Origin of the sequence: Dyella amyloliquefaciens, assembly GCF_004296575.1 — a bacterium.
GTDB classification, from domain to species: domain Bacteria; phylum Pseudomonadota; class Gammaproteobacteria; order Xanthomonadales; family Rhodanobacteraceae; genus Dyella; species Dyella amyloliquefaciens.
The window spans coordinates 159,137-181,363 of the sequence record NZ_SAYT01000006.1 but is presented as its reverse complement, the minus strand read 5'-3'; the positions used below and the strand labels follow the sequence as shown (position 1 = coordinate 181,363).

Here is a 22,227-nt window from a genome sequence, read left to right as displayed (position 1 = left end):
GATGTGGCCGCCTGAAGCCACGATGGAATCGTACGCAAGCAACGCTCCAACAAAGTCATCCATCCGCGATGACCAGCCATGGCACGGGGAAAGTCATGCAAGACGATCGTGAACATCGCAGGCGATTTCTCAAGCAGGCCGGCGCAGCGCTGGCATCACTGGCGGTGGTGCCTCGTGCATTCAGCCTGGCACCCGACGTCGCCGATACGCTCACGCCGGCCGATGCGGCGGCGGCCAACGCCATACGCGAGCAGCCCGTGTATCGCATGCAGCCCTTTGGGCTTGGCCAGGTCCGCCTCCTGGATAGCGACTTCTCCCGTGCGGCGGCCATCAACCAGAACTACCTGCACAGCCTGCCGGTGGATCGACTGGCGCATAGCTTTCGCGTGCAGGCGGGAATCCATTCCAGCGCGAAACCGCTGGGTGGATGGGAGAAGCCCGACTGCGAGCTGCGCGGGCACTTCAGCGGCGGCCACTATCTTTCCGCTGCTGCGCTGGCCTACGCCACGGTGGGCGATACCACGCTCAAGCAGCGCGGCGACGAACTGGTGGCGGCACTCGCCGCCTGCCAGCAACCGAATGGTTACCTGAGTGCGTTCCCGGAGAGTTTCTTCGACCGGCTGAGCAGCGGCCAGAAAGTGTGGGCGCCGTTCTACACCATCCACAAGATCCTTGCCGGCATGCTCGACATGTACGTGCACACCGGCAACAAGCAGGCGCTGCAGGTCGCCATCGGCATCGGCAACTGGACGGTACGCTGGCTCAACGGTTTTTCCGACGCGGAGATGGCACACATTCTGAAGACCGAGTACGGCGGGATGAACGACGCCATGCTCGAGCTGTATGCGATCACCGGCAACGATCGCTACCAGGGGGCCGCGCACCGCTTCGACCAGGTTTCGCTGTTCGACCCGCTCGCCGCCCATCGCGATGAACTGCAAGGCCTGCACAGCAACACGCAGATCCCCAAGGTGATCGGCGCGGCGCGGCGCTACGAACTTACCGGTGAGCCGCGCTACCGGCACATCGCCGAATTCTTCTGGGAAACCGTCACTCGCAACCGCAACTACGCCACCGGCGGCTCGAGTAACGACGAGTTCTGGAAAACCGCACCCGGCGATCTCAAGGACCAGCTGGGCCTGTACAGCGCCGAGTGCTGCGTGGCGTACAACCTGATGAAGCTGACGCGCCACATATATGCGTGGAATGGCGACCCTCGCGCGTTCGACTACTACGAGCGCACGCTCTACAACGCGCGCCTGGGTACCCAGGACGGCGACGGCATGAAGCTGTACTACTACCCGCTGCAGCCCGGTGCGGCGAAGTTCTACAACACGCCTACCGATTCCTTCTGGTGCTGCACGGGCAGCGGCGCGGAAGAGTTTGCCCGTTTCAACGACAGCATCTATTTCCGCGAAGGCAACGATCTCTACGTCAACCTGTTCATCCCGTCCGAACTCAACTGGCCCGAGCAGAAGCTGCGCTTCCGCCAGGAAACCGCGTTCCCCCGCGAGCCGTTGACGCGGTTCCAGCTGTCCCTGGCCGCGCCATCCACGTTCGCACTGAATCTCCGCGTGCCATCCTGGATAGCACCGGGCGCACGCGTGCGCCTCAACGGTACAGCGTTGGATGTATTTGCCTCGCCGGGCAGCTACCTGACGATCAAGCGCGAGTGGCGCGATGGCGATCGCATCGAGATGGACCTGCCCATGCGCCTCACCCACGAGGCCCTGCCCGGCGACGATGGCCTGCACGCCGCGCTGTACGGTCCGCTGGTGCTCGCCGCGCGACTGGGCGACAAGGGCCTGACCCACGACATGCAGTATTGCGGCTATGACGCGGCCCCCAAGCCGGAGCCCAAGCCCTGGCCGTCACCGCGCGTGGTGATGGACAAGCCGGAGGAGATGTCCTGGTTGCGCGTGCAGTCCGCGAAGGAACTGCGTTTCGAAGCGCAGACGCACGACGGCAAGCTTGCGGTCGTGCCGCTCAACCAGGTGCACGGGGAGCGTTACGCCGTCTACTGGCAGAACGAATCCGACCCGACTGGCAGCAGCTGAGTCGGCCAATCGCCGACACGTAGCCAGGTTGGCGTAGCAACCTGCGACCCCGCTGACCGCTATACCCGACCGGGGGTAACGCCCCCGGCATCGCCGGGCCGGCGGTGCCGATGGGAATTTTTCCCCGTACGCCAGCGACTTGCGGCGTCGCAGCAACCGTTCCGCCGGGGACGTACTAAACTAGCGAACTAAATTCATCGCCCCGACCACTGGTCGGGGTTTTGACTTTAAGGCTTTTGTTAGTACCCCGGCGGGGCCGCACTGGATCGAACCCCGCCTCCATTCCTGCGGCGCCATCCCCCGGCACCGCCAATCGTGGAGTTTGCGTTCCAATGATTTTCGAAACCATCGCCAAGACGGGTCACGAAGAAGTCGTCTTCTGCCACAACAAGGATGCCGGCCTGAAGGCCATCATCGCGATCCACAACACGGTGCTGGGTCCGGCACTCGGCGGCCTGCGCATGTGGCCGTACAAGAGCGAGCAGGACGCGGTGAACGACGTGCTTCGCCTGTCGCGCGGCATGACCTACAAGAACGCCGTGGCCGGCCTGAACCTGGGCGGTGGCAAGGCGGTGATCATTGGCGATCCGAGCAAGGACAAGTCCGAGGCGCTGTTCCGCGCGTTCGGCCGCTTCGTCAACTCGCTCAACGGCCGTTACATCACGGCTGAAGACGTCGGCATCGACGTCAACGACATGGAATACGTGTTCCGTGAAACCGAATACGTGACCGGCGTGCACCAGGTGCATGGTGGTTCGGGCGACCCGTCGCCGTTCACCGCGTTCGGCACGCTGCAGGGCCTGATGGCCGCGCTGCAGTTCAAGCACGGCAACGAAGACGTGGGCAAGTACAGCTACGCCGTGCAGGGTTGCGGCCACGTGGGCAGCGAGTTCATCAAGCTGCTGCGCGAGCAGGGCGCCAAGGTGTTCGTCACCGACATCAACAAGGATGCCGTGCAGCGCTGCGTCGACGAGCTGGGCTGCGAAGCCGTGGGCCTGGACGAGATCTACGACGTCGACGCCGACGTGTACTCGCCGTGCGCGCTGGGTGGCACGGTCAACGAGCAGACCATCGACCGCATCAAGGCGAAGATCATCTGCGGCGCCGCCAACAACCAGCTGGCCACCGACGCCATCGGTGACGAGCTGACCCGTCGCGGCGTGCTGTATGCCCCGGACTATGCCGTCAACGCCGGCGGCGTGATGAACGTCTCGCTGGAAATCGACGGCTACAACCGCGAGCGTGCGATGCGCATGATGCGCACCATCTACTACAACCTGGGCCGCATCTTCGAAATCTCCAAGACCGAAGGCGTGCCGACCTACAAGGCAGCCGACCGTCTGGCCGAGGAGCGTATCGAGGCCATCGGCAAGATCAAGCTGCCGACCATGGGCAACAACGGCCCGCGCTTCGCCGGTCGCATGCGCGGCCAGTAAGCGCTTCCCACGGGCGCCCCGCCCATCGGGTACGACGAAGCCGCTGGCCTTGGCTGGCGGCTTCGCTTTTTCCGCAATAAGCCACGGTGCCTCCCTACGTACCGAAAAGTCGGCTCGTTGCCGACGGGGGCTTCTGTTACACTGCGACCCTCACCTTTTGCCCACTGTAAGGCATTGCCTACAAAAGCAATTGGTGGCACCAAGGGGGCCGGCTTTGCCGGCGCATCACAATCAAGGGAACGCTCCAGCCACGGCCTCGCGGCGTGCAGCCGGCGTGAGTTCCTGTGCCTTTACGCACAGTGGACTGGCCACGGTAAGTTCCAAGGTCCTTGTATCGCAAGAACATGCGATTCGCAACGACCTGTGCAACGAGCAGGATCAGGGATTTATGAGCACCATCTTGGCCAGCGGCATCAGCGACGAGGACATCCTCTCCCGCCTGAAGGACATGCTGCACGAGACCTTCGAGATCGAGCCGACGCGGGTCAAGCCCGACGCGCACCTGTTCACCGACCTCGAACTGGACAGCATTGATGCCGTCGACCTCGCCATCCAGGTGCAGGACATGACCGGGATGCGCATCAAGCCTGAAGACTTCAAAAGCGTGCGCACGGTAGGCGACGTGGTCGCGACCGTACAGACGCTGCTCCTCCGCTGACGCGGCGGCCACCGGCATGATGCCGAGCGCCACGAGGGAGAGCGGCGTCTTCGCGCCTTGCGCGCTGATCCCGATCTACAACCACAAGGACACGATCGCCCGCACCGTGGATGGCTTGCGCGCGCATGGCCTGCCGGTGGTGATCGTGGATGATGGCAGCAACGATGCGACGCGCGCCGTGCTCGATGCCATCGCGCACGAACAATCGCAGGTACAACTGCTGCGCCTGCCACACAACCAGGGCAAGGGCCGCGCGCTCAGCGCGGGTATGTTGGCGGCGCGAGAGCTTGGGTACACCCATGCGCTGCAGATCGACGCCGACGGCCAGCACGATATCAACGACGTGCCGCGCTTCCTCGCCGAAGCTGCCACCCATCCGCACGCGATGGTTTGCGGTCGCCCGATCTATGACGACAGCGTGCCACGCGGTCGCCTCTATGGTCGCTACATCACTCACTTCTTCGTATGGATCGAGACGCTGTCGATGGAGATCCATGACTCCATGTGTGGCTTTCGCCTGTACCCACTGGCGCCGACCTGTGCCGAACTGGCGCGCAAGCCGTTTCCCGCGCGCATGGACTTCGATACCGAGGCCGCGGTGCGGATGGTGTGGCGCGGCGTGCCCGTGCGCAATCTACCCACACGAGTGATCTATCCGGAGAATGGCCTCTCCCATTTCCGCATGTGGGGCGACAACGTGCGCATCTCGGCGATGCACACGCGCCTGCTGATCGGCATGTTGCCGCGCGCGCCGCGCCTGCTGTGGCGCCGACTTCGCCGCAGGAAGGTCGCATGCGCTGGCTGATCGTCGCCGTGCTCTCCGTGCTTGCCTCCGGCCTGCACGCGCAGGAGACCGACCTGCTCCGGCAGGTGCTCGCCGAGCTGGCCGCCCATCCACGCGTGCGCGCGGACTTCACGCAGAGCCGTGAGAATCCGGCGCTGGCCCAGCCGCAGCTGAGCCAGGGACAGCTGCTGTTCGTCAGTGGCAATGGCATGTTGTGGCAGGTCACCCAGCCCTATCGCGAGACGCTGGCGCTGACCGGCACGCGCACTGCCCGCATCGACGACCATGGGCATTTGCAGGTAGTTCGCAACGGTGATCGCGGGGTGGCCCAGGTATCGCAAATGCTGCAGTCCATGCTGGCAGGCCAGCCGGAAGAGGCGCTGCGGCAGTTCGATGTGGAAGCGCGCGGCAGCACCTCCCAGTGGAGCCTGCGCTTCACGCCGCGACAGCAGCGCATGGCTCGCGTGCTCAGTGCCATCGAGCTGAGCGGCAACGAGTTCTTGCAAGGCATCGACGTAGAGATGCAAGGCGGCGAGCGCACGCAGATCCGTTTCAGCGGTACGCGCGATGCCGGCACCTTGAGCGCACTCGAAGCACGTGCCCTCGGCGTGCCATGAGCATGCGTGGCCTGCATCTTCGAGCAGGACTGTTCGGGGTCTTTGCCCTGAGTACGGTCGTGTTGGGACTCTGGCTGCTGTTCGGCAACCACTCCGTGCCCATCCAGACCGACCTGCTCGCGATGTTGCCCGCCACCGAGCGCCACCCGCTTGCCGAGGCCGCGGTGGACCGACTGGCGCACGCCAATGGCGATCGCATGGTGCTGGTGGTCGCCAACGCCGATGACGACGCGGCGAAGGCATCCGCTCGCGAACTGGGCAAGGCATTATCCCGCGAGCACGCGTTCGACGCGGTAACCGCGGAACTGCCGCCCTTCGATCTCGACCAGTTCGTTGCACCTTACCTGCCCTATCGCTTCAGCTTGCTCAGCGCCGCCGACCGCACCGCGCTGACACAGCCGGCCTATGATCCCGCCCAGGCACTGGCCCGGCGCCTCAACGAACCGTTCATCGCCGGCATCGGCACCCGCTTGCAGGACGATCCGTTCGGCTGGCTGCAGCACTGGCTGGACCAGCAACCGTGGAGCCGTTCACCGCTGGTGCCGGAGGACGATCTGCTCACCGCCCACCAGGACGGTCTCACCTATGTGATGGTGATCGCGTCGCTGCGCGGCTCCTCGTATGACGATGGCGTGCAACGCGACGCCCTCGGTGCGCTCGACCGCGCGTGGCACGAGGCAAGTCGCGATCATCCCGGCTCGCAGCTGCTGCGGACAGGCGCGGTGTTCTACGCGGCCGCCGCGCGTGCCGGCGCCGAGCGCGACATGCACGTGGTGGGCCTGACCTCGACGCTGGGCATCGCACTGCTGCTGCTGTGGACCTTCCGCTCGCCACGGCCATTGCTGGTGGCTTTCCTGTCCACGGCGGTGGGTATCGTCAGCGCGCTGGTGGCAACCCTGCTGCTGTTCGGCCAGATCCACCTGCTTACCCTGGTGTTCGGCGCGGCCCTGCTTGGCGAAGCGGTGGACTATTCGATCCAGTACCTGTGTGCGCGCGCCAATGCGGGGGCGACGTGGCAACCGCAGCGAGGCGTGCAGCAGGTTCGCCCGGCGCTGCTGCTGGCGCTGGGCACTTCGCTGCTGGGCTATGCGCTGCTTGGCCTGGTGCCCTTCCCAGCCCTGCGCCAGATGGCTTGCTTTGCCATGGTGGGCATGACGGTGTCCTGCCTCAGCGTTTTCTGGCTGTTGCCCGTGCTCTCCGCAGCACCCGCGCGCAGGTCGCTGTCGCCCCAGCTTGTGAAGCTCGCACGCGGCTGGCAACAGCATGTGATGCGGCTGGCGCACGGACGCCTTGGCCTGGCGGTGCTGGCATTGCTGCTGGCCATAGCGGCTCCTGGCTGGTGGCGCGTGGGCCATGACGATGACATCCATCTGCTGATCGCTCCGCCCGCTGCGCTGGCGCAGCAGGAGGCACGTATCCGCGCGATCACCGGTCTCGGCAACGGCAGCCAGTTCTATCTGGTCACCGGCACCACCCCCGAGCTGACCCTGCAGCGGGAGGAAGCACTCGAGCAGCGACTGCAGTCGCTGGTGGACCAGCGACAACTCGGTGGTTGGACGGGGGTGGCCGGGATGGTGCCGTCGGCACAACGGCAACGCGCCAACCAGGCCGCCCTGGCCCCCTGGTTCGCATCGGGTGCATCGATGGAAGCAACCCTGGTGCAGGCGGGCATCAAGGCGTCCGTGGCTAACGCCTACCTTGCGGGATGGCCTGGCGACGTGCTCAAGATCGACGCGTGGCTGTCGATGCCCTTATCCATTCCCTTTCGTTACCTATGGATGAATCAGGGCGACCATAGCTATGCCTCGCTCGTGCTGCCGCAAGGCCAGGACGATGTCGCCGTGCTGCGCGCGGCCGCCGACGGCTTGCAGGACGTAAGCCTCGTCGACAAACCGGCCAGCGTGTCGGCGTTGTTCGGGCGCTACCGCCAGTACGCCAGCCTGTGGCTGTTGGCTGCACTCGCGCTCGTCGGCGCGGTCTTCACCTGGCGCTACGGACGCGCCGCGCCACGCGTGCTTGCACCGCCGCTGCTCGGTATCGGACTTGCCGTGGCCGCCCTCGGCTATGCCGGCCAACCGCTTACGCTGTTCCACTGGATGGCGCTGATGCTGGTGCTGGGCGTGGGCGCCAACTACGCCGTATTCATGCGGGAGGGCGAACCGCACACCGGGCACCTCCCAGGTGCCAGCTATGCGAGCGTGCTGCTTTCAGCCGTTACCGCGCTGCTTTCCTTCGGACTGCTGGGCCTGAGCACCATGCCAGCGCTGCAGCATTTCGGTATCACCCTGTTGCTGGGCATTGGCATCACCGCGCTGCTGGCGCCGGCCAGTCTGCCCGCTTCCGAGCCATCACCATGAACGACACCTTCCTCTCGCAGGGCGCGCACCGATGAAGCGCGTCGTCATCACTGGCATCGGCGGCATCACTCCGCTGGGTCACGACTGGGCCAGCATCGCCGCGCGCCTGCGGCAATACCGCAACGCAGTGCGACGCATGCCCGAATGGGACTACTTCGATGCACTGAACGGACGGCTTGGCTGTCCCGTCGACGACTTCGCGACACCGCCGTGGCCTCGGCGCCACTTGCGCTCGATGGGCCGCGTGGCGCAACTGGCCGTGGCCGCCAGCGAGCGTGCATTGGCCGATGCAGGCCTGCTTGGTGACGCATCGGTGAGCGATGGACGCATGGGCGTCGCCTACGGCTCCTCGGGCGGCAGCGTGGAGCCTGTCCGCGTGATGGGCCACATGCTCGACACCGGCTCGATGCAGGGTGTCACCGCCACCAGCTACATCCAGATGATGGCGCACACCACGGCGGTGAACGTCGGCGTGTTCTTCGGCCTGAAGGGGCGCATCATCCCTACGTCCAGTGCGTGCACATCTGGCAGCCAGGCGATTGGCTTCGGCTACGAGGCGATCCAGCAGGGCAAGCAGGCCCTGATGCTGTGCGGCGGTGCGGAGGAGCTCTCCGGCCCGGGAGCCGCGGTGTTCGATACCTTGTTCGCCACCAGTACGCGCAACGATGAGCCGGCACTGACTCCGCGCCCGTTCGACCGTGCACGCGACGGCCTGGTGGTCGGAGAAGGCGCGACCACGCTGGTGCTGGAGGAATACGAACATGCCCGCGCACGCGGTGCACGCATGTACGCCGAGGTAGTGGGCTTTGGCTGCAACTCCGACGGCAGCCACATCACCCAGCCCACCCGCGAGACGATGGCCGTCGCGATGCGCATGGCACTCGACGACGCCGGCCTCGAACCCGCTGCGATCGACTACATCAGCGCACACGGCACCGCCACCGATCGCGGCGACGTGGCGGAAAGCCATGCCACCGCTTCGGTGCTGGGCACCGCCACGCCGATCAGCTCGATGAAGGGTTACGTGGGCCACACGCTGGGAGCCTGTGGCGCACTGGAATCGTGGTGGACGGTCGAGATGATGCGAGAGGGCTGGTTCGCCCCCACGCTCAACCTCGAGAACCCCGATCCCGAGTGCGCGCCGCTCGACTACATCGTCGGCGAAGGCCGCCGCATCGACGCGCGCTACGTGATGAACAACAACTTCGCCTTCGGCGGCATCAATACCTCGCTGATCTTCAAGGCCATTGACGCATGAACGCCGTCGCCGCGCCTCGCGCTTCGCTGCCCCGGGTCGTCGTGACCGGCATGGGTGCAGTGTCGTGCGTGGGGGTCGGCACCGAGCCCCTGCTCGGTGCGCTTCGCAGCGGCCGCAGTGGTGTACGCCACCTGCCGCAGCTGGAAGCGCTGGGCATGCGTTGCCAGGTCGGCGGTGCCGTCGAGCAGCGTTTGCTGGAAGAGCCGCCACGCAAGCTGCGCCGCTTCCTGCCCGTAACCGCCTGGTATGCATGGCAGGCCGCGCGCGAGGCGATTGCCCAGTCCGGACTCACGCCGGGCCAGTTGGCTTCGCCCACTTGTGGCCTGGTCATCGGCGGCGGTGCGGCGCTGAGTGAGCATCAGGCGGCGCTAGAGAGCTTCGCCTCGCGTGGCATTGCGCGGCTGTCACCGTACATCGTCACGCGTGGCATGAGCAGCTCGGTATCGGCGGGCCTCGCTCATGCCTTCGGCGTCGGCGGTCGCAGCATGGTGATCACCTCCGCGTGCACCAGCGGCGCGCATGCGATCGGCCAGGCCCTGGAGCTGATCCAGCTAGGCAAGCTGCAGAAGGTCATTTGCGGCGGTAGCGAGGAACTGCACGACACGACCGCGCTGTGGTTCGACGCAATGGGCGCGCTGTCGGTCAACAGCAATGCGCAACCGGAACGGGCATCGCGCCCGTATGACGCAGAACGCGATGGCATCGTGCTCGCCGCCGGCGCTGGCGTGCTGGTACTCGAATCACTCGAACATGCCCGCGCACGTGGCGCGACCATACTTGCTGAAGTGTGCGGCTACGGCGCCAGCACCGACGCGACGAGCATGGTGGGCCCAGGTCCCGCCGGCATCGCCGATGCAATGCGCCAGGCGCTCGATGAAGGCGGCACGCTGCCCGACTACATCAACACCCATGCCTGCTCCACTCCGCTCGGCGACCTGGCCGAGTGGGAAGCGATCGAGACGGTCTTTCGCGAGCGCGGCACCGACGCACCAGCGCTTTCATCGATCAAGGGACTGATCGGACACGCACCGGCAGCAGCGGGAGCACTCGACGCCATTGCCTGCCTGCTGATGATGCAGCACGGCTTCGCGGCGGGCACCGACATCGTCAGCCCCGATGCGATGTTCGAGGCAACGCCGCTGCTGACCTCGACGACCAAACGCCAGATCGACTGCGCGCTGTCCAACAGCTTCGGCTTCGGCGGCAGCTGCGCCTCCCTGATGTTTCGTCGGATGACGGGAGACCACGCATGATCGACCTGCGCATCGCCGACTGGCGCGCCTGGGCGCCGGGCCTGGAAAGTGCCGAAGCATGGCAGGCCTGGGCCAATGCGCCGTGGGCGCCCGCCGAGCAGGGCGAGCAACCGGACTGCAGTTTCCTGCCCGCGATGCAACGTCGCCGCCTGAGCCGCATGGCACGCATCGCGCTGCATGTCGCATGGCCGCTGTGCGGCGACGACGAACAGCTGCCACTGGTATTCGCTTCACGCCACGGCGAGACCACGCGCACGTACGCCATCCTTGGCGACGTTGCCGATCGCCAGCCGTTGTCACCCACGCAGTTCGGACTTTCAGTGCATAACGCGATCGCCGGGCAGTGGTCGATTCTGCGCGGCCAGCGTGGCGAATCCACCGCGATCGCCGGAGAGGCCGACACCTTCGAGCACGCCATGCTCGAAGCGGCCACGCTCATCGACCAGGGTGCACCCGCCGTGATCGTGGTGATGACGGAAGAGCGCCCACCCGAGGCCTACGCCGACTGGATCGACGATGTGCCGTTCACCTACGCAGTGGCTTTGCGCGTGGGCGCCTCGCGCCCCGATGCCGGAGCCGCGTCGCACTGGCAACTGCAACTCAGTGGCCGCACCACGCAAGCAGACCACACCGACTGGCCGTTCGCGCTCGACTTCGTGCGTGCGTTGCACAGGCCAGCCGCCTCCCTCATGCACACATGGAAGACACGTCAATGGATCTGGCAGCGGAACCCTTGAGCCTGCGTCGCGACCATTTCTACCTGTGGCGCCTGCTCGCCACGGCCATGAGCTTTGCGCTGTTCGGCGTGGGCGGCGTGCTCTTGTACATTCTGGTGTTCCCGTTGCTGTGGCTGCTGCCGGGCTCCCGCCTGACACGTCGTCGCCGCATGCGCGCTGCCATCAGTCGGGCGTTTCACCTGCACGTGCAGTTCATGTACCGCACGGGCGTACTCACCTTCGAAGTGATCGGCGCCGAGCGCCTTGGTCAGCCGGGTCAGATGGTCATCGCCAACCATCCCTCGTTGATCGATGTGGTGTTCCTGGTCTCGCAGATTCGCGATGCCAACTGCGTGGTGAAGCAGAGCCTGTGGCGAAATCCGTGCATGCGCGGTCCGATCAGCCGGGCCGAATACATCGCCAACGATGGCAGCACGGAAACCCTCGAGCATGCCGCCGACGTCTTGCGCGAAGGCCAGACGCTGATCGTGTTCCCCGAAGGCACGCGCACGACGCCGGGACAGGCTCCCGTGTTTCACCGGGGTGCCGCGGCCATCGCGCTGCGCGGCGCACAGACGATCACCCCGGTCTTCATCTCGGTCGAGCCGACCACGCTGACCAAGGCGGAGCCCTGGTACAGCATTCCGCATCGCCGCTTCCACGTGTGCCTGCGCGTGGGTACGGACATCGATCCGGCCGCCTTCAACGCCGATACGCCGCTGCCAATTGCATCGCGCCGGCTCAACCAGCATCTGCACACCCTCTACCTCAAAGAGCTCGCATCGCCGTGAACGACCTTCAAAGAGATATCGCCCAACTGATCATCGACACGCTCAGCCTTGAGGACATCGAGGTCAGCGACATCACGCCCAACATGCCATTGTTCGGTGAAGGACTGGGACTGGATTCGATCGACGCCCTGGAACTCGCGCTGGCGCTGCAGAAGCGCTTCGACATCCAGATTGCCTCCGACTCGCGCGATGCGCGCCAGCATTTCGCCAACGTGGCGAGCCTGGCCTCGTTTGTCGAAGCACAGCGGGCCGCATGCGCAAGCTGATATCCATCCTGCTGCCGGTCGTCGGGCTGCTGTACCCCTTCCTGGTGTACTTCGGCATGGAACATGTCGACACGCCGGTGTTCGCGCTGATTCTCGGCGCGGTGTGGCTGATCCGCGCACCGGGGCTGCTGAAGCAACCGGGCGGCCGATGGATGGTGGGCGCTGCACTGGCTTATTGCGTCATGCTCGCCTTCAGTGGCGAGGCCATGCTGCTGCGCTGGTATCCATCGCTGATCAGCCTGTTGCTGCTGTTCGTGTTCGCCTTCAGCCTGCACTTCGGACCACCGATCGTCGAACGTATCGCGCGCCTGCGCGAACCCGATCTGCCGGACGCCGCCATTCCCTACACACGAACGGTGACCTGGGTGTGGGTCGGCTTCTTCGTGTTCAACGTGTTCACATCGGCCGTGCTCACGCTGTGGGCGCCATTGAGTTGGTGGACGCTCTACAACGGCCTCATCGTCTACTTCATCATGGGCACCTTGTTCGGCGGCGAATGGCTGCTCCGCCAGCGCCTGCGGGCGACGGCGTGAGCGGATCCGATGCCGCCATGAAGCAAGTACTGCCCGATCATCCATGGGTCGCGCAGGTGCGATGGGCTTTGGCAGGGGCAATCCTGCTGCCTACTCCTGAGGGCCTTTCCGCGCTGCGCCGGCTGGGCCGCCGTGCCTTCTTGCAGGCGGTGGACAAAACGCTGCCGACGCACGGATTGAACGTACCGGAGACATGGCGGCTGGTCGATGCCTGGCCTCTTCAGTCCGAATCGGATTGGGCAGCCACCCTTCTTGCACAGCCCCGCCCCACCGAAGCCGAGCTGCTCGGCGAACAGGTGGATGGCGATGGCGCGACGCTGTCGCTGCGCATTCCCGTGGACCTGCAGCAGTTTGACACCCACTTCCCCCAGCTGCCGATCGTTCCCGGCGTCTTGCAACTCGCCTGGGTGCTGGCCCGCAGCGCCGAGCGCTTCGGTACGCCGACCACCTGTCGCCGTGTGGAAATGCTGAAGTTCCAGCGACCGCTGCGCCCCGGCGACGAAGTGCAGCTGAGCTTGCGCCGCGACGCGGCCCAGGCGCGCATGCATTTTCACTATGCTCGCAACGAAGTGGAGTATTCCTCGGGTCGGCTGCAGTGGACGCGCGCCGATGAGTGAGTCCGCCGCCAACGAACGCCACTGGGCCGGTCGCAAGGAGCGCGGCAGCTTCATCCTGATGAAGTTCACGGCGCTGATCGCACGGCGTCTCGGGCGCCGCGTGCTGGCACCGTTGCTCTACGTGATCGTGTTCTATTTCTACGTATCGGACCGACGCGGGCGCTACAGCATCCGGCAATACCAGACCCGCCTCTCCGGCTGGAGTGGACGCCCCGAGCTGCAACCACGGCATCGCAGCGTGTTCGGCCAGTTCATGGCGTTCGCCGAGTGCCTGCTCGACCGCCTCGATGTGTGGAACGGCAAGCTCAAGCTCGATCACGTGAGCCTGGACGACCCGGCCGACGTGCGCTCGCGCCTGCTGCAAAGCCGCGGCAACGGTCGCGGCCAGATTCTGGTGTGCACGCATCTGGGCAATCTCGACGTCTGCCGCGCGATGGCGGAACTGGGCGATCAGGTGCCGCTCAACGTGCTGGTGCACACGCATCACGTGGGTCACTACAACCGCTTGCTGGGCGAGGCCGGTGAGCAACGCATGCGCCTGATCCAGGTGAGCGAGCTCGATACCGCACTGATGATGGACCTCTCACAACGCATCGAGCGCGGCGAATGGCTGGCCATTGCCGGCGACCGCGTACCGCTGCATGGCGGTCGTTGCGTCGAGGTCGATTTCCTCGGCCATACCGCGCCGCTGCCGCAAGGGCCATGGCTGATGGCCGGTCTGCTGCGCTGCCCGGTGAACCTGATTTTCTGCCTCAAGGTGAGCGGCCGCTACACCATTCACCTGGAACCCTATATCGATGAACAGACCTGGGCACGAGGCCAGCGCGACGCCACCATCCAGCGCTGGGCCCAGGGCTATGCCGACCGCCTTGCGCAGCGTTGCCTGCAGGCGCCGCAGCAGTGGTTCAACTTCTACCCCTACTGGCGGGCACCAATGACGGAGACCGAACATGCGCGCTAAAGGCGTACTGCGCGTCGACACCGAGGTCCTGGTGCCGTTCTTCGATGTCGATTCCATGGACGTGGTCTGGCACGGCCACTACGTGAAGTATCTCGAGGTGGCGCGCTGCGCCCTGCTCGACGCCATCGGCCACAACTACACGCAGATGAAGGCCGCCGGCTGGGTCTGGCCCATCATCGACGTGCAGCTGCGCTACGCCGGCCCCGCGCGCTTCGGGCAGCGCATCACGGTCAGGGCCGAGCTGGTCGAGTGGCGCAACCGGCTCAAGGTTCACTACCTGATCTGCGACGCGGCTACCGGCGAGCGCCTTACCCGTGCCAGCACGATCCAGGTTGCCGTCAATCTGCAGGGCGAAATGCAGCTGGTGTCTCCGCAGGTCTTCATCGATGCGGTCGAGCGTCACCTGCCAGCGCAGGACGCACCATCCTCCCTTCCCATTCACCTTGCCGCTGATCACGCATGACCTACGCGAGCGCCACCTACGTTCCCGAAACCCGCATTGGCTTTCGCTTCCTGCGCACGCACACGTGGCAGCACCATGTGCTGCGCGTCGCCATCAAGGACCTCAAGCGGATGATCGGCGAGCCACCTGCTCCTGTCGCCAGCCTGCTCGACGTGGGCTGTGGCCAGGGTCGGTCATTCCGCCTGCTTCGCGATGCCTTCCAGCCGGCCCGGCTGATCGGCCTCGATGCTGATCCGCACAGCATCGAGCTGTCGCGCGCCGAAGCCGCACGCGAAGACATTCCGGTCGAACTGATCGCGGGTGACTGCGCGCGGATCGCGCTGCCGGACCACAGCGTGGACATGGTTTTCTGTCACCAGACCTTCCATCACTTGGTGGAACAGGAACGTGCACTCGACGAATTCTGGCGCGTGTTGAAACCCGGTGGCCTGCTGCTGTTCGCCGAGTCCACCAAGGCCTATATCGATACCTGGGTGATCCGCTGGTTCTTCCGTCACCCTATGCACGTTCAAAAGAGCGCCGACGAATACGTCGCGATGCTGCGCGACCGCGGCTTCCGCTTTGAAGCGGAGCGGGTCTCGCTACCCTATCTGTGGTGGAGTCGATCGAGCGACTTCGGCCTGCTCGAACGCTGGGGCCTGCGCGCGCCGCCACCGCCCGGCATCCGTGAGGAAACCCTGGTGAACGTGGTAGCACTGAAGCCGCTCGACGCCACATGAACAGCTATCTCAACGCACTGGGCGTGGTGTGCGCACTCGGCGCAGGCAAAGCCGCCGTCGCTGAAGCCTTGTTCGGGGGATCGGACGAGGGCATCCGGCCTGTGTCCGGCTGGATACCGGGTCGCGAGGCGCCGATGGGTGCTGCACGCGCCGCGCTGCCGCCGGTGCCGGCTGCACTGGCGTCAACGCGGGACAATCGCAACAACCGCCTGCTGCTGGCAGCCGCGCTGGAAATCGAATCGGATATCCGCGCCGCGATAGCACGCTTCGGCCACGCACGCGTGGGCGTGATCATCGGCACCAGCACCACCGGCATCGATGAAGCCACCCGGGGCATCGGCGACTATCGGCGTGATGGCGCATGGCCGGCGGACTATCGCTACGCTCACCAGGAGCTGGGCGCACCGGCCGCTTTCCTCGCCGAATGGTTGGATCTGGCCGGCCCCTGCTACGGCATCTCCACCGCCTGCACGTCGAGCGCACGCGCCTTGCTCAGCGCGCGACGGCTGCTGCGGATGGGCGTGTGCGATGCCGTGCTGTGCGGCGGCGCCGACACCTTGTGTGGCCTGCCGATCAACGGCTTCCATGCGCTGGAAGCAATGGACGGCACACGCTGCAACCCGTTCTCGCAGCACCGCGATGGCATCAACATCGGCGAGGCGGCCGCCTTGTTCCTGATGACGCGCGAACACGGCCCCGTGCAGTTGTTCGGCGGCGGCGCCAGCTCCGACGCGCACCATATGTCCTCGCCCGACCCGCGGGGGCTGGGCGCACAGGCAGCCATGCGCGCCGCACTGGCCGACGCCGGTCTCGAGGCTTCGCAGATCGACTACCTCAACCTGCACGGCACCGCGACCGAGCATAACGACGCGATGGAAGCCCTCGCCGTCGACGCGGTGTTTCCGCATGGCGTGCCCTGCTCCTCGACCAAATCACTCACCGGCCACACGCTCGGTGCGGCCGGTGCGCTCGAAGCGGCCTTTTGCTGGCTCAGCCTGGCCGATGCTGGCAGCCATCGACGCCTGCCGCCCCATGTGTGGGACGGCCAGCCCGATCCGACGCTGCCCTCCCTCGACCTGGTGACCCATGGGCCGCGATTGGCGAGGGGCGGTCGTCACCTGATGAGCAACTCATTTGCCTTTGGCGGCAACAACGCCACCCTCATCCTGGGGGACGCGACGTGATGCTCCGGCCGATCGCCGAAGTGCTGCCCCACGCCGGCGACATGATTCTGCTCGACCGCATCGACCACTATGACGCCGAAAGCATCGTGTGCCTGCGGAGGATCGCGCCAAACCACCCATTCACCGATGCTGACGGACACTTGCCTTCGTGGGCAGGCATCGAGCTGATGGCGCAGGCCATCGCCGCATGGTCGGGCTGCCACGCGCGCGACATGGGGCAGCCTGTACGCCTGGGCTTCCTGCTCGGCTCGCGCATGTATGACTGCAACGCCGAGGCGTTCCGCTCCGGCAGCGAACTGCGCATCGAGGCGAAGCGCACCTTTCACGACGAGGATGGCATGGGTGCATTCAGCTGCCGCATCGACGCGGGGGCCGTGCGGGCCGAGGCCCGGCTCACTGTCTTCAGCCCCTCGGATCCGGCTAACTTTCTCGCGTCACTCGCTTAGGAATACCCGTCATGTCCGAGACCATCCTGGTCACTGGCTCCAGTCGCGGCATCGGCCGCGCCATCGCGTTGCGCCTGGCCGCCGCCGGCTACGATCTCGTGCTGCATTGCCGATCGCGACTCGATGAGGCACAGGCCGCACGGGAAACCATCCAGTCGCTGGGACGCCAGGCACGCATCCTGCAGTTTGATATCGCAGACCGCGCTGCCTGCCTTGCGGCGCTGGAAGCCGACGTTGCCACGCATGGCGCGTATTACGGCGTCGTGTGCAACGCCGGCCTGACCCGCGACGGCGCCTTCCCCGCACTGACCGACGAGGATTGGGACCAGGTGCTGCGCACCAACCTCGATGGCTTCTACAACGTGCTGCATCCGCTGATCATGCCGATGATCCGGCGCCGTGCACCAGGACGCATCGTCTGCATTACCTCGGTCTCCGGCCTGATCGGCAACCGTGGACAGGTCAATTACAGCGCTTCGAAAGCAGGTGTGATCGGTGCGGCCAAGGCGCTGGCCGTCGAACTGGCCAAGCGTCGCATCACCGTCAATTGCGTCGCACCGGGTCTGATTGACACTGACATGCTCGACGCCGAGCTGCCGCTGGAGGAGATCCTCGCCATGATCCCGATGCAGCGCATGGGCACGCCCGATGAAGTGGCCGCCGCTGTGCAGTACCTGATGAGTCCCGAAGCCGGTTACGTCACCCGCCAGGTGCTGTCGGTGAACGGCGGACTGTGCTGAGCTGCTTCGGAACGCGACATCGCGGCCGATACCGATCCAACGACACTCGTCCATCCAAGGAGAATCAAACGATGAAAGTGATTTCGCTCAGCTTCACCACACTGGTCCTGTTCGCCGCGCCCGCCATCAGCATGGCCGCCGACAAGATCATCCATCTGCCGTTCGCACAGGTGGTGGCCGAGGCGCAGAAGGCTGGTCGACTCGATCCCAACATCAAGTTCTACCTGGCAGGCAACGCGCCGGACGGCACGGTTACCGTGGTGAACGACAACGCCACCACCAACCGCAAGACCAATGCCTTCGGCAAGAAAGACCAGACCACCTGCGACTGGGTGCTGCAATCGGCGCTGATCGCCCTGCAAGATGATGCCAAGGCCGCCGGCGCCAACGCGGTGGTGGACATCGTCAGCAACTACAACGACGTGGTGTACAGCGATCCGGGCAACTACGAGTGCCACGTCGGCTTCCTGATGTCCGGCGTGCAGCTGAAGGCCAAGCTGGCCAAGGTGCAGTAAACCGCAGGCATTGCCGCTCGACGGGCACCCCGAAGCGCCGGCCCCCTCGCCGGCGTTTTGCTATGCATTGCTGGGCATGATGCACCGCATCATCGTATGCTGGTCCAGTGAAGCCTTCGACTCTCGTCCTGCGGTGGCGCCGCCTGCGCGGCTCCGACCGATTTGCCGAATGCCTGCGGGTACTGCTCGCGCTGGGCGGCGCGGTTGCCTGGTGCTACGGCAGCGGACGTATCGATGCGGTGGTGTCCGTGCTGCTCGGCGTGATCGCCTGCGCACTGGCCGAAACCGAAGACCACTGGCGCAGCCGACTGAGCACCCTGGTGCTTACCCTGGCCTGCTTCGCCGTGTCCTCCTTCGCCGTGCAATGGCTGTTTGCCTACCCGGCACTATTCGCCCTGGGCCTGCTGGTCTCCACCTTCGTGCTGGTGATGCTGGGCGCGATCAGCGAGCGCTACGCCACCATCGCCGGTTCGACCTTGTTGCTGGCCGTCTACACCATGATCGGTGCGGATGCGTTGGGCAGCACCTCGCTCCATCCCTGGCACCAACCCTTGCTGCTGCTCGCCGGTGCCGCGTGGTACGGCGTGCTCTCGCTTCTGTGGAGCGTGCTGGCCCCGCAACAGGCGGTAAGACTGACGCTGGCGCGCGTGTTCGACGCCATGGCCGACGTACTGGAAGGCAGGGCCGCATTGTTCACACCTGTGCATGGCGTGGATCGCGAAGCCTTGCAACTCGCGCTGGCCATGCGCAACGAGCGCGTCGTCGAGGCGCTCAACGACACGCGCCTGATGCTGATCGATCGCATCGGCTCGCGACGTCCCCGTGGCAGCAGCGCCGCGCGACTGCGACTGTATTTCATGGCGCAGGATGTCCACGAACGCGTCAGCTCGTCCCACTATCCGTACGATGAGCTTGCGGAAGCACTGTTCCACAGTGACGTGCTGTTCCGCTGCGAGCACGCCCTGCGCCTGGAAGCCCATCTCTGTCGACAACGAGCCGATACGCTGCGCCTGCTGAGCAAGCCGCCCGTGGACATCGCCGCACGGGCCGCGCTGGAAGACCTGCAGGGTGCCGTCGATGCGCTGCAAAAGCAGACGCACCCGCCTGCCGCGCACCTGCTGCGTTCATTGCAGGCACTGGTGAACAACATCACCACGGTCCACCGCCAGCTCGAGGGTGCGACGCCGGTGGGCATGCCCTCCACGGAACAGGAAGGGCTACTGCAGAATCCGGGGCCGCAATCGCTGGGCGAGGCGTGGGAGCGCGTGCGCCTGCAGCTCACACCGCGGTCGTTCCGGTTCCGCCACGCGGTGCGCCTGTCTGTGGCTCTGCTGGTGGGTTACGTGGTGCTGCACCTGGTGCATCCGCGCCATGGCTACTGGATCCTGCTCACCACCCTGCTGGTGTGCCAACCGAGCTACGGCGCCACGGCGCGACGCCTGGTCCAGCGCGTGATCGGCACGGTGGCTGGCCTGGTGCTGGGCTGGGCCACGCTGCGCCTGGTGCCGTTCGGCTTCTGGCAGATGCCCTTGATCGTCGCTTCCGGCGTGGTGTTCTTCGCGGCTCGCCTGCGCCGGTATCCCACGGCCACCGCGGCCATCACCTTGTTCGTGGTGCTGTGCTTCAACCAGGTCGGCAACGGCTACGAAGTGATGTGGCCGCGCCTGCTTGACACGCTGATCGGCACCGCCATTGCCGCCCTCGCCATGCGACTCGTTCTACCCGATTGGCAGGGCCGGCGCCTGCATGACGTGCTGGCTGAAACGGTGCGATCCGATGCGCGCTACCTGACCCATATCCTTTCGCAGTACGCGAGCGATCGCCGCGACGATCTCGATTACCGGATCGCACGGCGCGATGCACACAACGCGAACGCGACGCTGAGCAACCTGTTGGCGAACATGCTGCGTGAGCCCGGGCAACACCAGCGCGGCAGCGAGACGCTGCTGCGCTTCCTGGCCGCCGCGCACACGATGCTGGGGCAGCTCTCCGCGCTGGGGGCCAATCGCCAGGCGATCCTGGTGGCTCCCGCCCGCGAGGCCATCGCGCAGGACGGCGCACGTGCCGTCCGTGCACTCGAGCAGCTCGCCGACGCGCTCGCGGGTGGCCTGCAGACGGCGGCCACGACCGATGACGTCGCCACCGCCCACGCCCTCGATTCCTGTAGCGACGACGAAGCGGCGCGACTGGTAATCGGGCAGCTGAGCCAGATCATGACCCAGCGCGACCGCCTTGCCGGGCTCGCCAATTCATTGAATTGAAAGGCCAGAATCCTGGTTTTCGCAGGCGCGGCAACCACGGGTTGTTGTGCGTCGCGCAACGGCCTGTCACAGGCGGCGCGCTACCATTTACCTCTTGATTGGATCCGGAGTTGGTTGGCATGCGTCCGTTCCCGCTGGGTGAAGAAGTCGATCTGCTGCGCGAGAGCGTTCATGCATTCGCCGAAAAGGAGATCGCGCCGCGCGCCGATCACATCGACCGGGAAAACCAGTTTCCCGCCGACCTGTGGCGCAAGTTCGGTGAGATGGGCCTGCTCGGCGTCACCATTCCCGAGGAATACGGCGGCACCGGCATGGGCTTCCTCGCCCACATGGTGGCGATGGAGGAAATCTCGCGCGCGTCCGGTTCGGTCGGCCTTTCCTATGGCGCGCATTCGAACCTGTGCGTGCAGAACATCTTCCACAACGGCAACGAAGCACAGCGCCGCAAGTACATCCCCAAGCTGTGCTCGGGCGAATTCGTCGGCGCGTTGGCGATGAGCGAGCCGGGCGCCGGTTCCGACGTGGTCGGCTCGATGAGCTGCAAGGCGGAGAAGAAGGGCGACGTGTGGGTCGCCAACGGCTCGAAGATGTGGATCACCAACGGTCCCGACGCCGACGTGCTGCTGGTCTACATGCGCACCGCACCGCGCGCCGCCGGCAGCCGCTGCATGACCGCCTTCATCATCGAGAAGGGCATGAAGGGCTTCAGCACTGCGCAGAAGCTCGACAAGCTCGGCATGCGTGGATCCAACACCTGTGAGCTGGTGTTCGAAGATTGCGAGATTCCCGCCGAGAACATCGTCGGCGAAGTGAACGAAGGCGTGCGCGTGCTGATGAGCGGCCTGGACACCGAGCGCCTCGTGCTGTCGGGTGGCCCGATCGGCATCATGCAGGCGGCGATGGACATCACCCTGCCCTACGTGCGCGAGCGCAAGCAGTTCAACGCACCCATCGGCACCTTCGGCCTGATGCAGGGCAAGGTGGCCGACATGTACACCGCGCTGCAGTCGTCACGCGGTTTCGCGTACATGGTGGCCCAGCAGTTCGACAGCAACGTGAAGTCGCGCATCGATCCCGCGGCCTGCCTGCTCAACGCCTCGCAGAACGCGGTGAAGGTCGCGCTTGAAGCCATCCAGGCGCTGGGCGGCAACGGCTACATCAACGAGTTCCCGGCAGGTCGCCTGCTGCGCGACGCCAAGCTCTATGAGATCGGTGCCGGCACCAACGAAATCCGTCGCATGCTGATCGGGCGCGAGCTGTTCCACGGCAAGGCCTGATATAGCCCTGTAGGAGCGCACCCAGTGCGCGATCGTAGCCTTCCGGCGTCTTCGCTCCGTTGGCTTTTCGCGCACTGGGTGCGCTCCTACAGAAGTAGGCGAGGCTGTCGCGAGCAGCCGCCCCTCACCCTAGCCCTCTCCCCAAGGGGGAGAGGGAGTGAAGCGGGCTCCGTTTTAAGTCCTCGGCAGATCGACGCGTTGCGGTGTAGCAGCTGTCTTTAGGCGAAGGCAGTCGTAATCCGAGCTCCGAAACCTTGAGAGCTTTTCCCTGCAGAACCCTGCCGGCTCTTCAGGCCATCATCGTTGGGTTACTTTTGA

Annotated in this window: 22 protein-coding genes; all 22 read left to right on the top strand. The window is 65.5% G+C overall.

Features of this window, described 5'->3' with window-relative positions:
* The first annotated feature begins 95 nt into the window (after positions 1 to 95).
* Complete coding sequence (locus EPB08_RS15650; RefSeq protein WP_130620045.1) at positions 96 to 2,057, top strand: glycoside hydrolase family 127 protein; 1,962 nt, start codon at positions 96 to 98, stop codon at positions 2,055 to 2,057.
* Positions 2,058 to 2,389: 332 nt separating this feature from the next.
* A complete protein-coding gene (locus EPB08_RS15645) occupies positions 2,390 to 3,493 on the top strand; it encodes a Glu/Leu/Phe/Val dehydrogenase dimerization domain-containing protein (protein WP_130620044.1) in 1,104 nt (367 codons plus the stop codon).
* Positions 3,494 to 3,881: 388 nt separating this feature from the next.
* Positions 3,882 to 4,151 (top strand): acyl carrier protein, encoded by a 270-nt coding sequence (locus tag EPB08_RS15640; protein ID WP_205746366.1) that lies wholly within the window; start codon positions 3,882 to 3,884, stop codon positions 4,149 to 4,151.
* 19 nt (positions 4,152 to 4,170) lie between these two features.
* Positions 4,171 to 4,956, top strand: a complete 786-nt coding sequence (locus tag EPB08_RS15635) for a glycosyltransferase family 2 protein (protein ID WP_130620104.1) — start codon at positions 4,171 to 4,173, stop codon at positions 4,954 to 4,956.
* Positions 4,944 to 5,552 (top strand): LolA family protein, encoded by a 609-nt coding sequence (locus EPB08_RS15630; protein ID WP_130620043.1) that lies wholly within the window; start codon positions 4,944 to 4,946, stop codon positions 5,550 to 5,552. The genes EPB08_RS15635 and EPB08_RS15630 overlap by 13 nt, the downstream gene beginning before the upstream one ends.
* Positions 5,553 to 5,611: 59 nt before the next feature.
* The gene (locus EPB08_RS15625) at positions 5,612 to 7,909 is read left to right on the top strand and encodes an MMPL family transporter (protein WP_229238370.1); all 2,298 of its coding nucleotides are present in this window, start codon (positions 5,612 to 5,614) and stop codon (positions 7,907 to 7,909) included.
* 31 nt (positions 7,910 to 7,940) lie between these two features.
* Entirely contained in the window at positions 7,941 to 9,167 is a 1,227-nt protein-coding gene (locus EPB08_RS15620) for a beta-ketoacyl-ACP synthase (RefSeq protein WP_130620042.1), read from the top strand.
* A complete protein-coding gene (locus EPB08_RS15615) occupies positions 9,164 to 10,420 on the top strand; it encodes a beta-ketoacyl-[acyl-carrier-protein] synthase family protein (RefSeq protein WP_130620041.1) in 1,257 nt (418 codons plus the stop codon). The genes EPB08_RS15620 and EPB08_RS15615 overlap by 4 nt, the downstream gene beginning before the upstream one ends.
* Positions 10,417 to 11,157, top strand: a complete 741-nt coding sequence (locus tag EPB08_RS15610; RefSeq protein ID WP_130620040.1) for a beta-ketoacyl synthase chain length factor — start codon at positions 10,417 to 10,419, stop codon at positions 11,155 to 11,157. The genes EPB08_RS15615 and EPB08_RS15610 overlap by 4 nt, the downstream gene beginning before the upstream one ends.
* Entirely contained in the window at positions 11,133 to 11,927 is a 795-nt protein-coding gene (locus tag EPB08_RS21165) for a lysophospholipid acyltransferase family protein (protein WP_229238369.1), read from the top strand. Before EPB08_RS15610 ends, EPB08_RS21165 begins: the two co-directional genes overlap by 25 nt.
* The gene (locus EPB08_RS21295; RefSeq protein ID WP_130620039.1) at positions 11,924 to 12,193 is read left to right on the top strand and encodes a phosphopantetheine-binding protein; all 270 of its coding nucleotides are present in this window, start codon (positions 11,924 to 11,926) and stop codon (positions 12,191 to 12,193) included. The genes EPB08_RS21165 and EPB08_RS21295 overlap by 4 nt, the downstream gene beginning before the upstream one ends.
* A complete protein-coding gene (locus tag EPB08_RS15595; RefSeq protein WP_130620038.1) occupies positions 12,181 to 12,726 on the top strand; it encodes a COG4648 family protein in 546 nt (181 codons plus the stop codon). Before EPB08_RS21295 ends, EPB08_RS15595 begins: the two co-directional genes overlap by 13 nt.
* Positions 12,727 to 12,743: 17 nt before the next feature.
* The gene (locus EPB08_RS21290; RefSeq protein WP_130620037.1) at positions 12,744 to 13,343 is read left to right on the top strand and encodes an ApeI family dehydratase; all 600 of its coding nucleotides are present in this window, start codon (positions 12,744 to 12,746) and stop codon (positions 13,341 to 13,343) included.
* Positions 13,336 to 14,304 carry a lysophospholipid acyltransferase family protein gene (locus EPB08_RS15585; protein WP_130620036.1) on the top strand — a complete coding sequence of 323 codons (969 nt, stop codon included), beginning with the start codon at positions 13,336 to 13,338 and terminating at the stop codon, positions 14,302 to 14,304. The genes EPB08_RS21290 and EPB08_RS15585 overlap by 8 nt, the downstream gene beginning before the upstream one ends.
* A complete protein-coding gene (locus EPB08_RS15580) occupies positions 14,294 to 14,767 on the top strand; it encodes an acyl-CoA thioesterase (protein WP_130620035.1) in 474 nt (157 codons plus the stop codon). The genes EPB08_RS15585 and EPB08_RS15580 overlap by 11 nt, the downstream gene beginning before the upstream one ends.
* Positions 14,764 to 15,486 carry a class I SAM-dependent methyltransferase gene (locus EPB08_RS15575; RefSeq protein WP_130620034.1) on the top strand — a complete coding sequence of 241 codons (723 nt, stop codon included), beginning with the start codon at positions 14,764 to 14,766 and terminating at the stop codon, positions 15,484 to 15,486. Before EPB08_RS15580 ends, EPB08_RS15575 begins: the two co-directional genes overlap by 4 nt.
* On the top strand, positions 15,483 to 16,670 hold the full coding sequence (locus EPB08_RS15570) for a beta-ketoacyl-[acyl-carrier-protein] synthase family protein (protein WP_130620033.1): 1,188 nt from the start codon (positions 15,483 to 15,485) through the stop codon (positions 16,668 to 16,670). Before EPB08_RS15575 ends, EPB08_RS15570 begins: the two co-directional genes overlap by 4 nt.
* A complete protein-coding gene (locus tag EPB08_RS15565) occupies positions 16,670 to 17,116 on the top strand; it encodes a hotdog family protein (protein ID WP_229238368.1) in 447 nt (148 codons plus the stop codon). The genes EPB08_RS15570 and EPB08_RS15565 overlap by 1 nt, the downstream gene beginning before the upstream one ends.
* An 11-nt stretch (positions 17,117 to 17,127) precedes the next feature.
* Positions 17,128 to 17,856, top strand: coding sequence for a 3-oxoacyl-ACP reductase FabG (gene fabG / locus EPB08_RS15560; RefSeq protein WP_130620031.1), 729 nt, complete (start codon positions 17,128 to 17,130; stop codon positions 17,854 to 17,856).
* Between the two features lie 71 nt (positions 17,857 to 17,927).
* On the top strand, positions 17,928 to 18,371 hold the full coding sequence (locus tag EPB08_RS15555; protein WP_130620030.1) for an excinuclease: 444 nt from the start codon (positions 17,928 to 17,930) through the stop codon (positions 18,369 to 18,371).
* Positions 18,372 to 18,478: 107 nt separating this feature from the next.
* Complete coding sequence (gene yccS / locus EPB08_RS15550; protein ID WP_130620029.1) at positions 18,479 to 20,632, top strand: YccS family putative transporter; 2,154 nt, start codon at positions 18,479 to 18,481, stop codon at positions 20,630 to 20,632.
* A gap of 119 nt (positions 20,633 to 20,751) precedes the next feature.
* Entirely contained in the window at positions 20,752 to 21,909 is a 1,158-nt protein-coding gene (locus EPB08_RS15545; RefSeq protein WP_130620028.1) for an isovaleryl-CoA dehydrogenase, read from the top strand.
* Positions 21,910 to 22,227: the final 318 nt, after the last annotated feature.

Excerpts from the sequence above, each read along its gene's own strand:
- EPB08_RS15555 (WP_130620030.1), top strand. The coding sequence starts at position 17,928 with ATGAAAGTGATTTCGCTCAGCTTCACCACACTGGTCCTGTTCGCCGCG.
- EPB08_RS15650 (WP_130620045.1), top strand. The coding sequence starts at position 96 with ATGCAAGACGATCGTGAACATCGCAGGCGATTTCTCAAGCAGGCCGGC.
- EPB08_RS15595 (WP_130620038.1), top strand. The coding sequence starts at position 12,181 with ATGCGCAAGCTGATATCCATCCTGCTGCCGGTCGTCGGGCTGCTGTAC.
- EPB08_RS15645 (WP_130620044.1), top strand. The coding sequence starts at position 2,390 with ATGATTTTCGAAACCATCGCCAAGACGGGTCACGAAGAAGTCGTCTTC.
- EPB08_RS15575 (WP_130620034.1), top strand. The coding sequence starts at position 14,764 with ATGACCTACGCGAGCGCCACCTACGTTCCCGAAACCCGCATTGGCTTT.
- EPB08_RS15615 (WP_130620041.1), top strand. The coding sequence starts at position 9,164 with ATGAACGCCGTCGCCGCGCCTCGCGCTTCGCTGCCCCGGGTCGTCGTG.
- EPB08_RS15630 (WP_130620043.1), top strand. The coding sequence starts at position 4,944 with ATGCGCTGGCTGATCGTCGCCGTGCTCTCCGTGCTTGCCTCCGGCCTG.
- EPB08_RS21165 (WP_229238369.1), top strand. The coding sequence starts at position 11,133 with ATGGATCTGGCAGCGGAACCCTTGAGCCTGCGTCGCGACCATTTCTAC.
- EPB08_RS15580 (WP_130620035.1), top strand. The coding sequence starts at position 14,294 with ATGCGCGCTAAAGGCGTACTGCGCGTCGACACCGAGGTCCTGGTGCCG.
- EPB08_RS15545 (WP_130620028.1), top strand. The coding sequence starts at position 20,752 with ATGCGTCCGTTCCCGCTGGGTGAAGAAGTCGATCTGCTGCGCGAGAGC.
- fabG (WP_130620031.1), top strand. The coding sequence starts at position 17,128 with ATGTCCGAGACCATCCTGGTCACTGGCTCCAGTCGCGGCATCGGCCGC.
- EPB08_RS15635 (WP_130620104.1), top strand. The coding sequence starts at position 4,171 with ATGCCGAGCGCCACGAGGGAGAGCGGCGTCTTCGCGCCTTGCGCGCTG.
- EPB08_RS21290 (WP_130620037.1), top strand. The coding sequence starts at position 12,744 with ATGAAGCAAGTACTGCCCGATCATCCATGGGTCGCGCAGGTGCGATGG.
- EPB08_RS15570 (WP_130620033.1), top strand. The coding sequence starts at position 15,483 with ATGAACAGCTATCTCAACGCACTGGGCGTGGTGTGCGCACTCGGCGCA.
- EPB08_RS15565 (WP_229238368.1), top strand. The coding sequence starts at position 16,670 with ATGCTCCGGCCGATCGCCGAAGTGCTGCCCCACGCCGGCGACATGATT.
- EPB08_RS15585 (WP_130620036.1), top strand. The coding sequence starts at position 13,336 with ATGAGTGAGTCCGCCGCCAACGAACGCCACTGGGCCGGTCGCAAGGAG.
- EPB08_RS15620 (WP_130620042.1), top strand. The coding sequence starts at position 7,941 with ATGAAGCGCGTCGTCATCACTGGCATCGGCGGCATCACTCCGCTGGGT.
- EPB08_RS15640 (WP_205746366.1), top strand. The coding sequence starts at position 3,882 with ATGAGCACCATCTTGGCCAGCGGCATCAGCGACGAGGACATCCTCTCC.
- EPB08_RS15610 (WP_130620040.1), top strand. The coding sequence starts at position 10,417 with ATGATCGACCTGCGCATCGCCGACTGGCGCGCCTGGGCGCCGGGCCTG.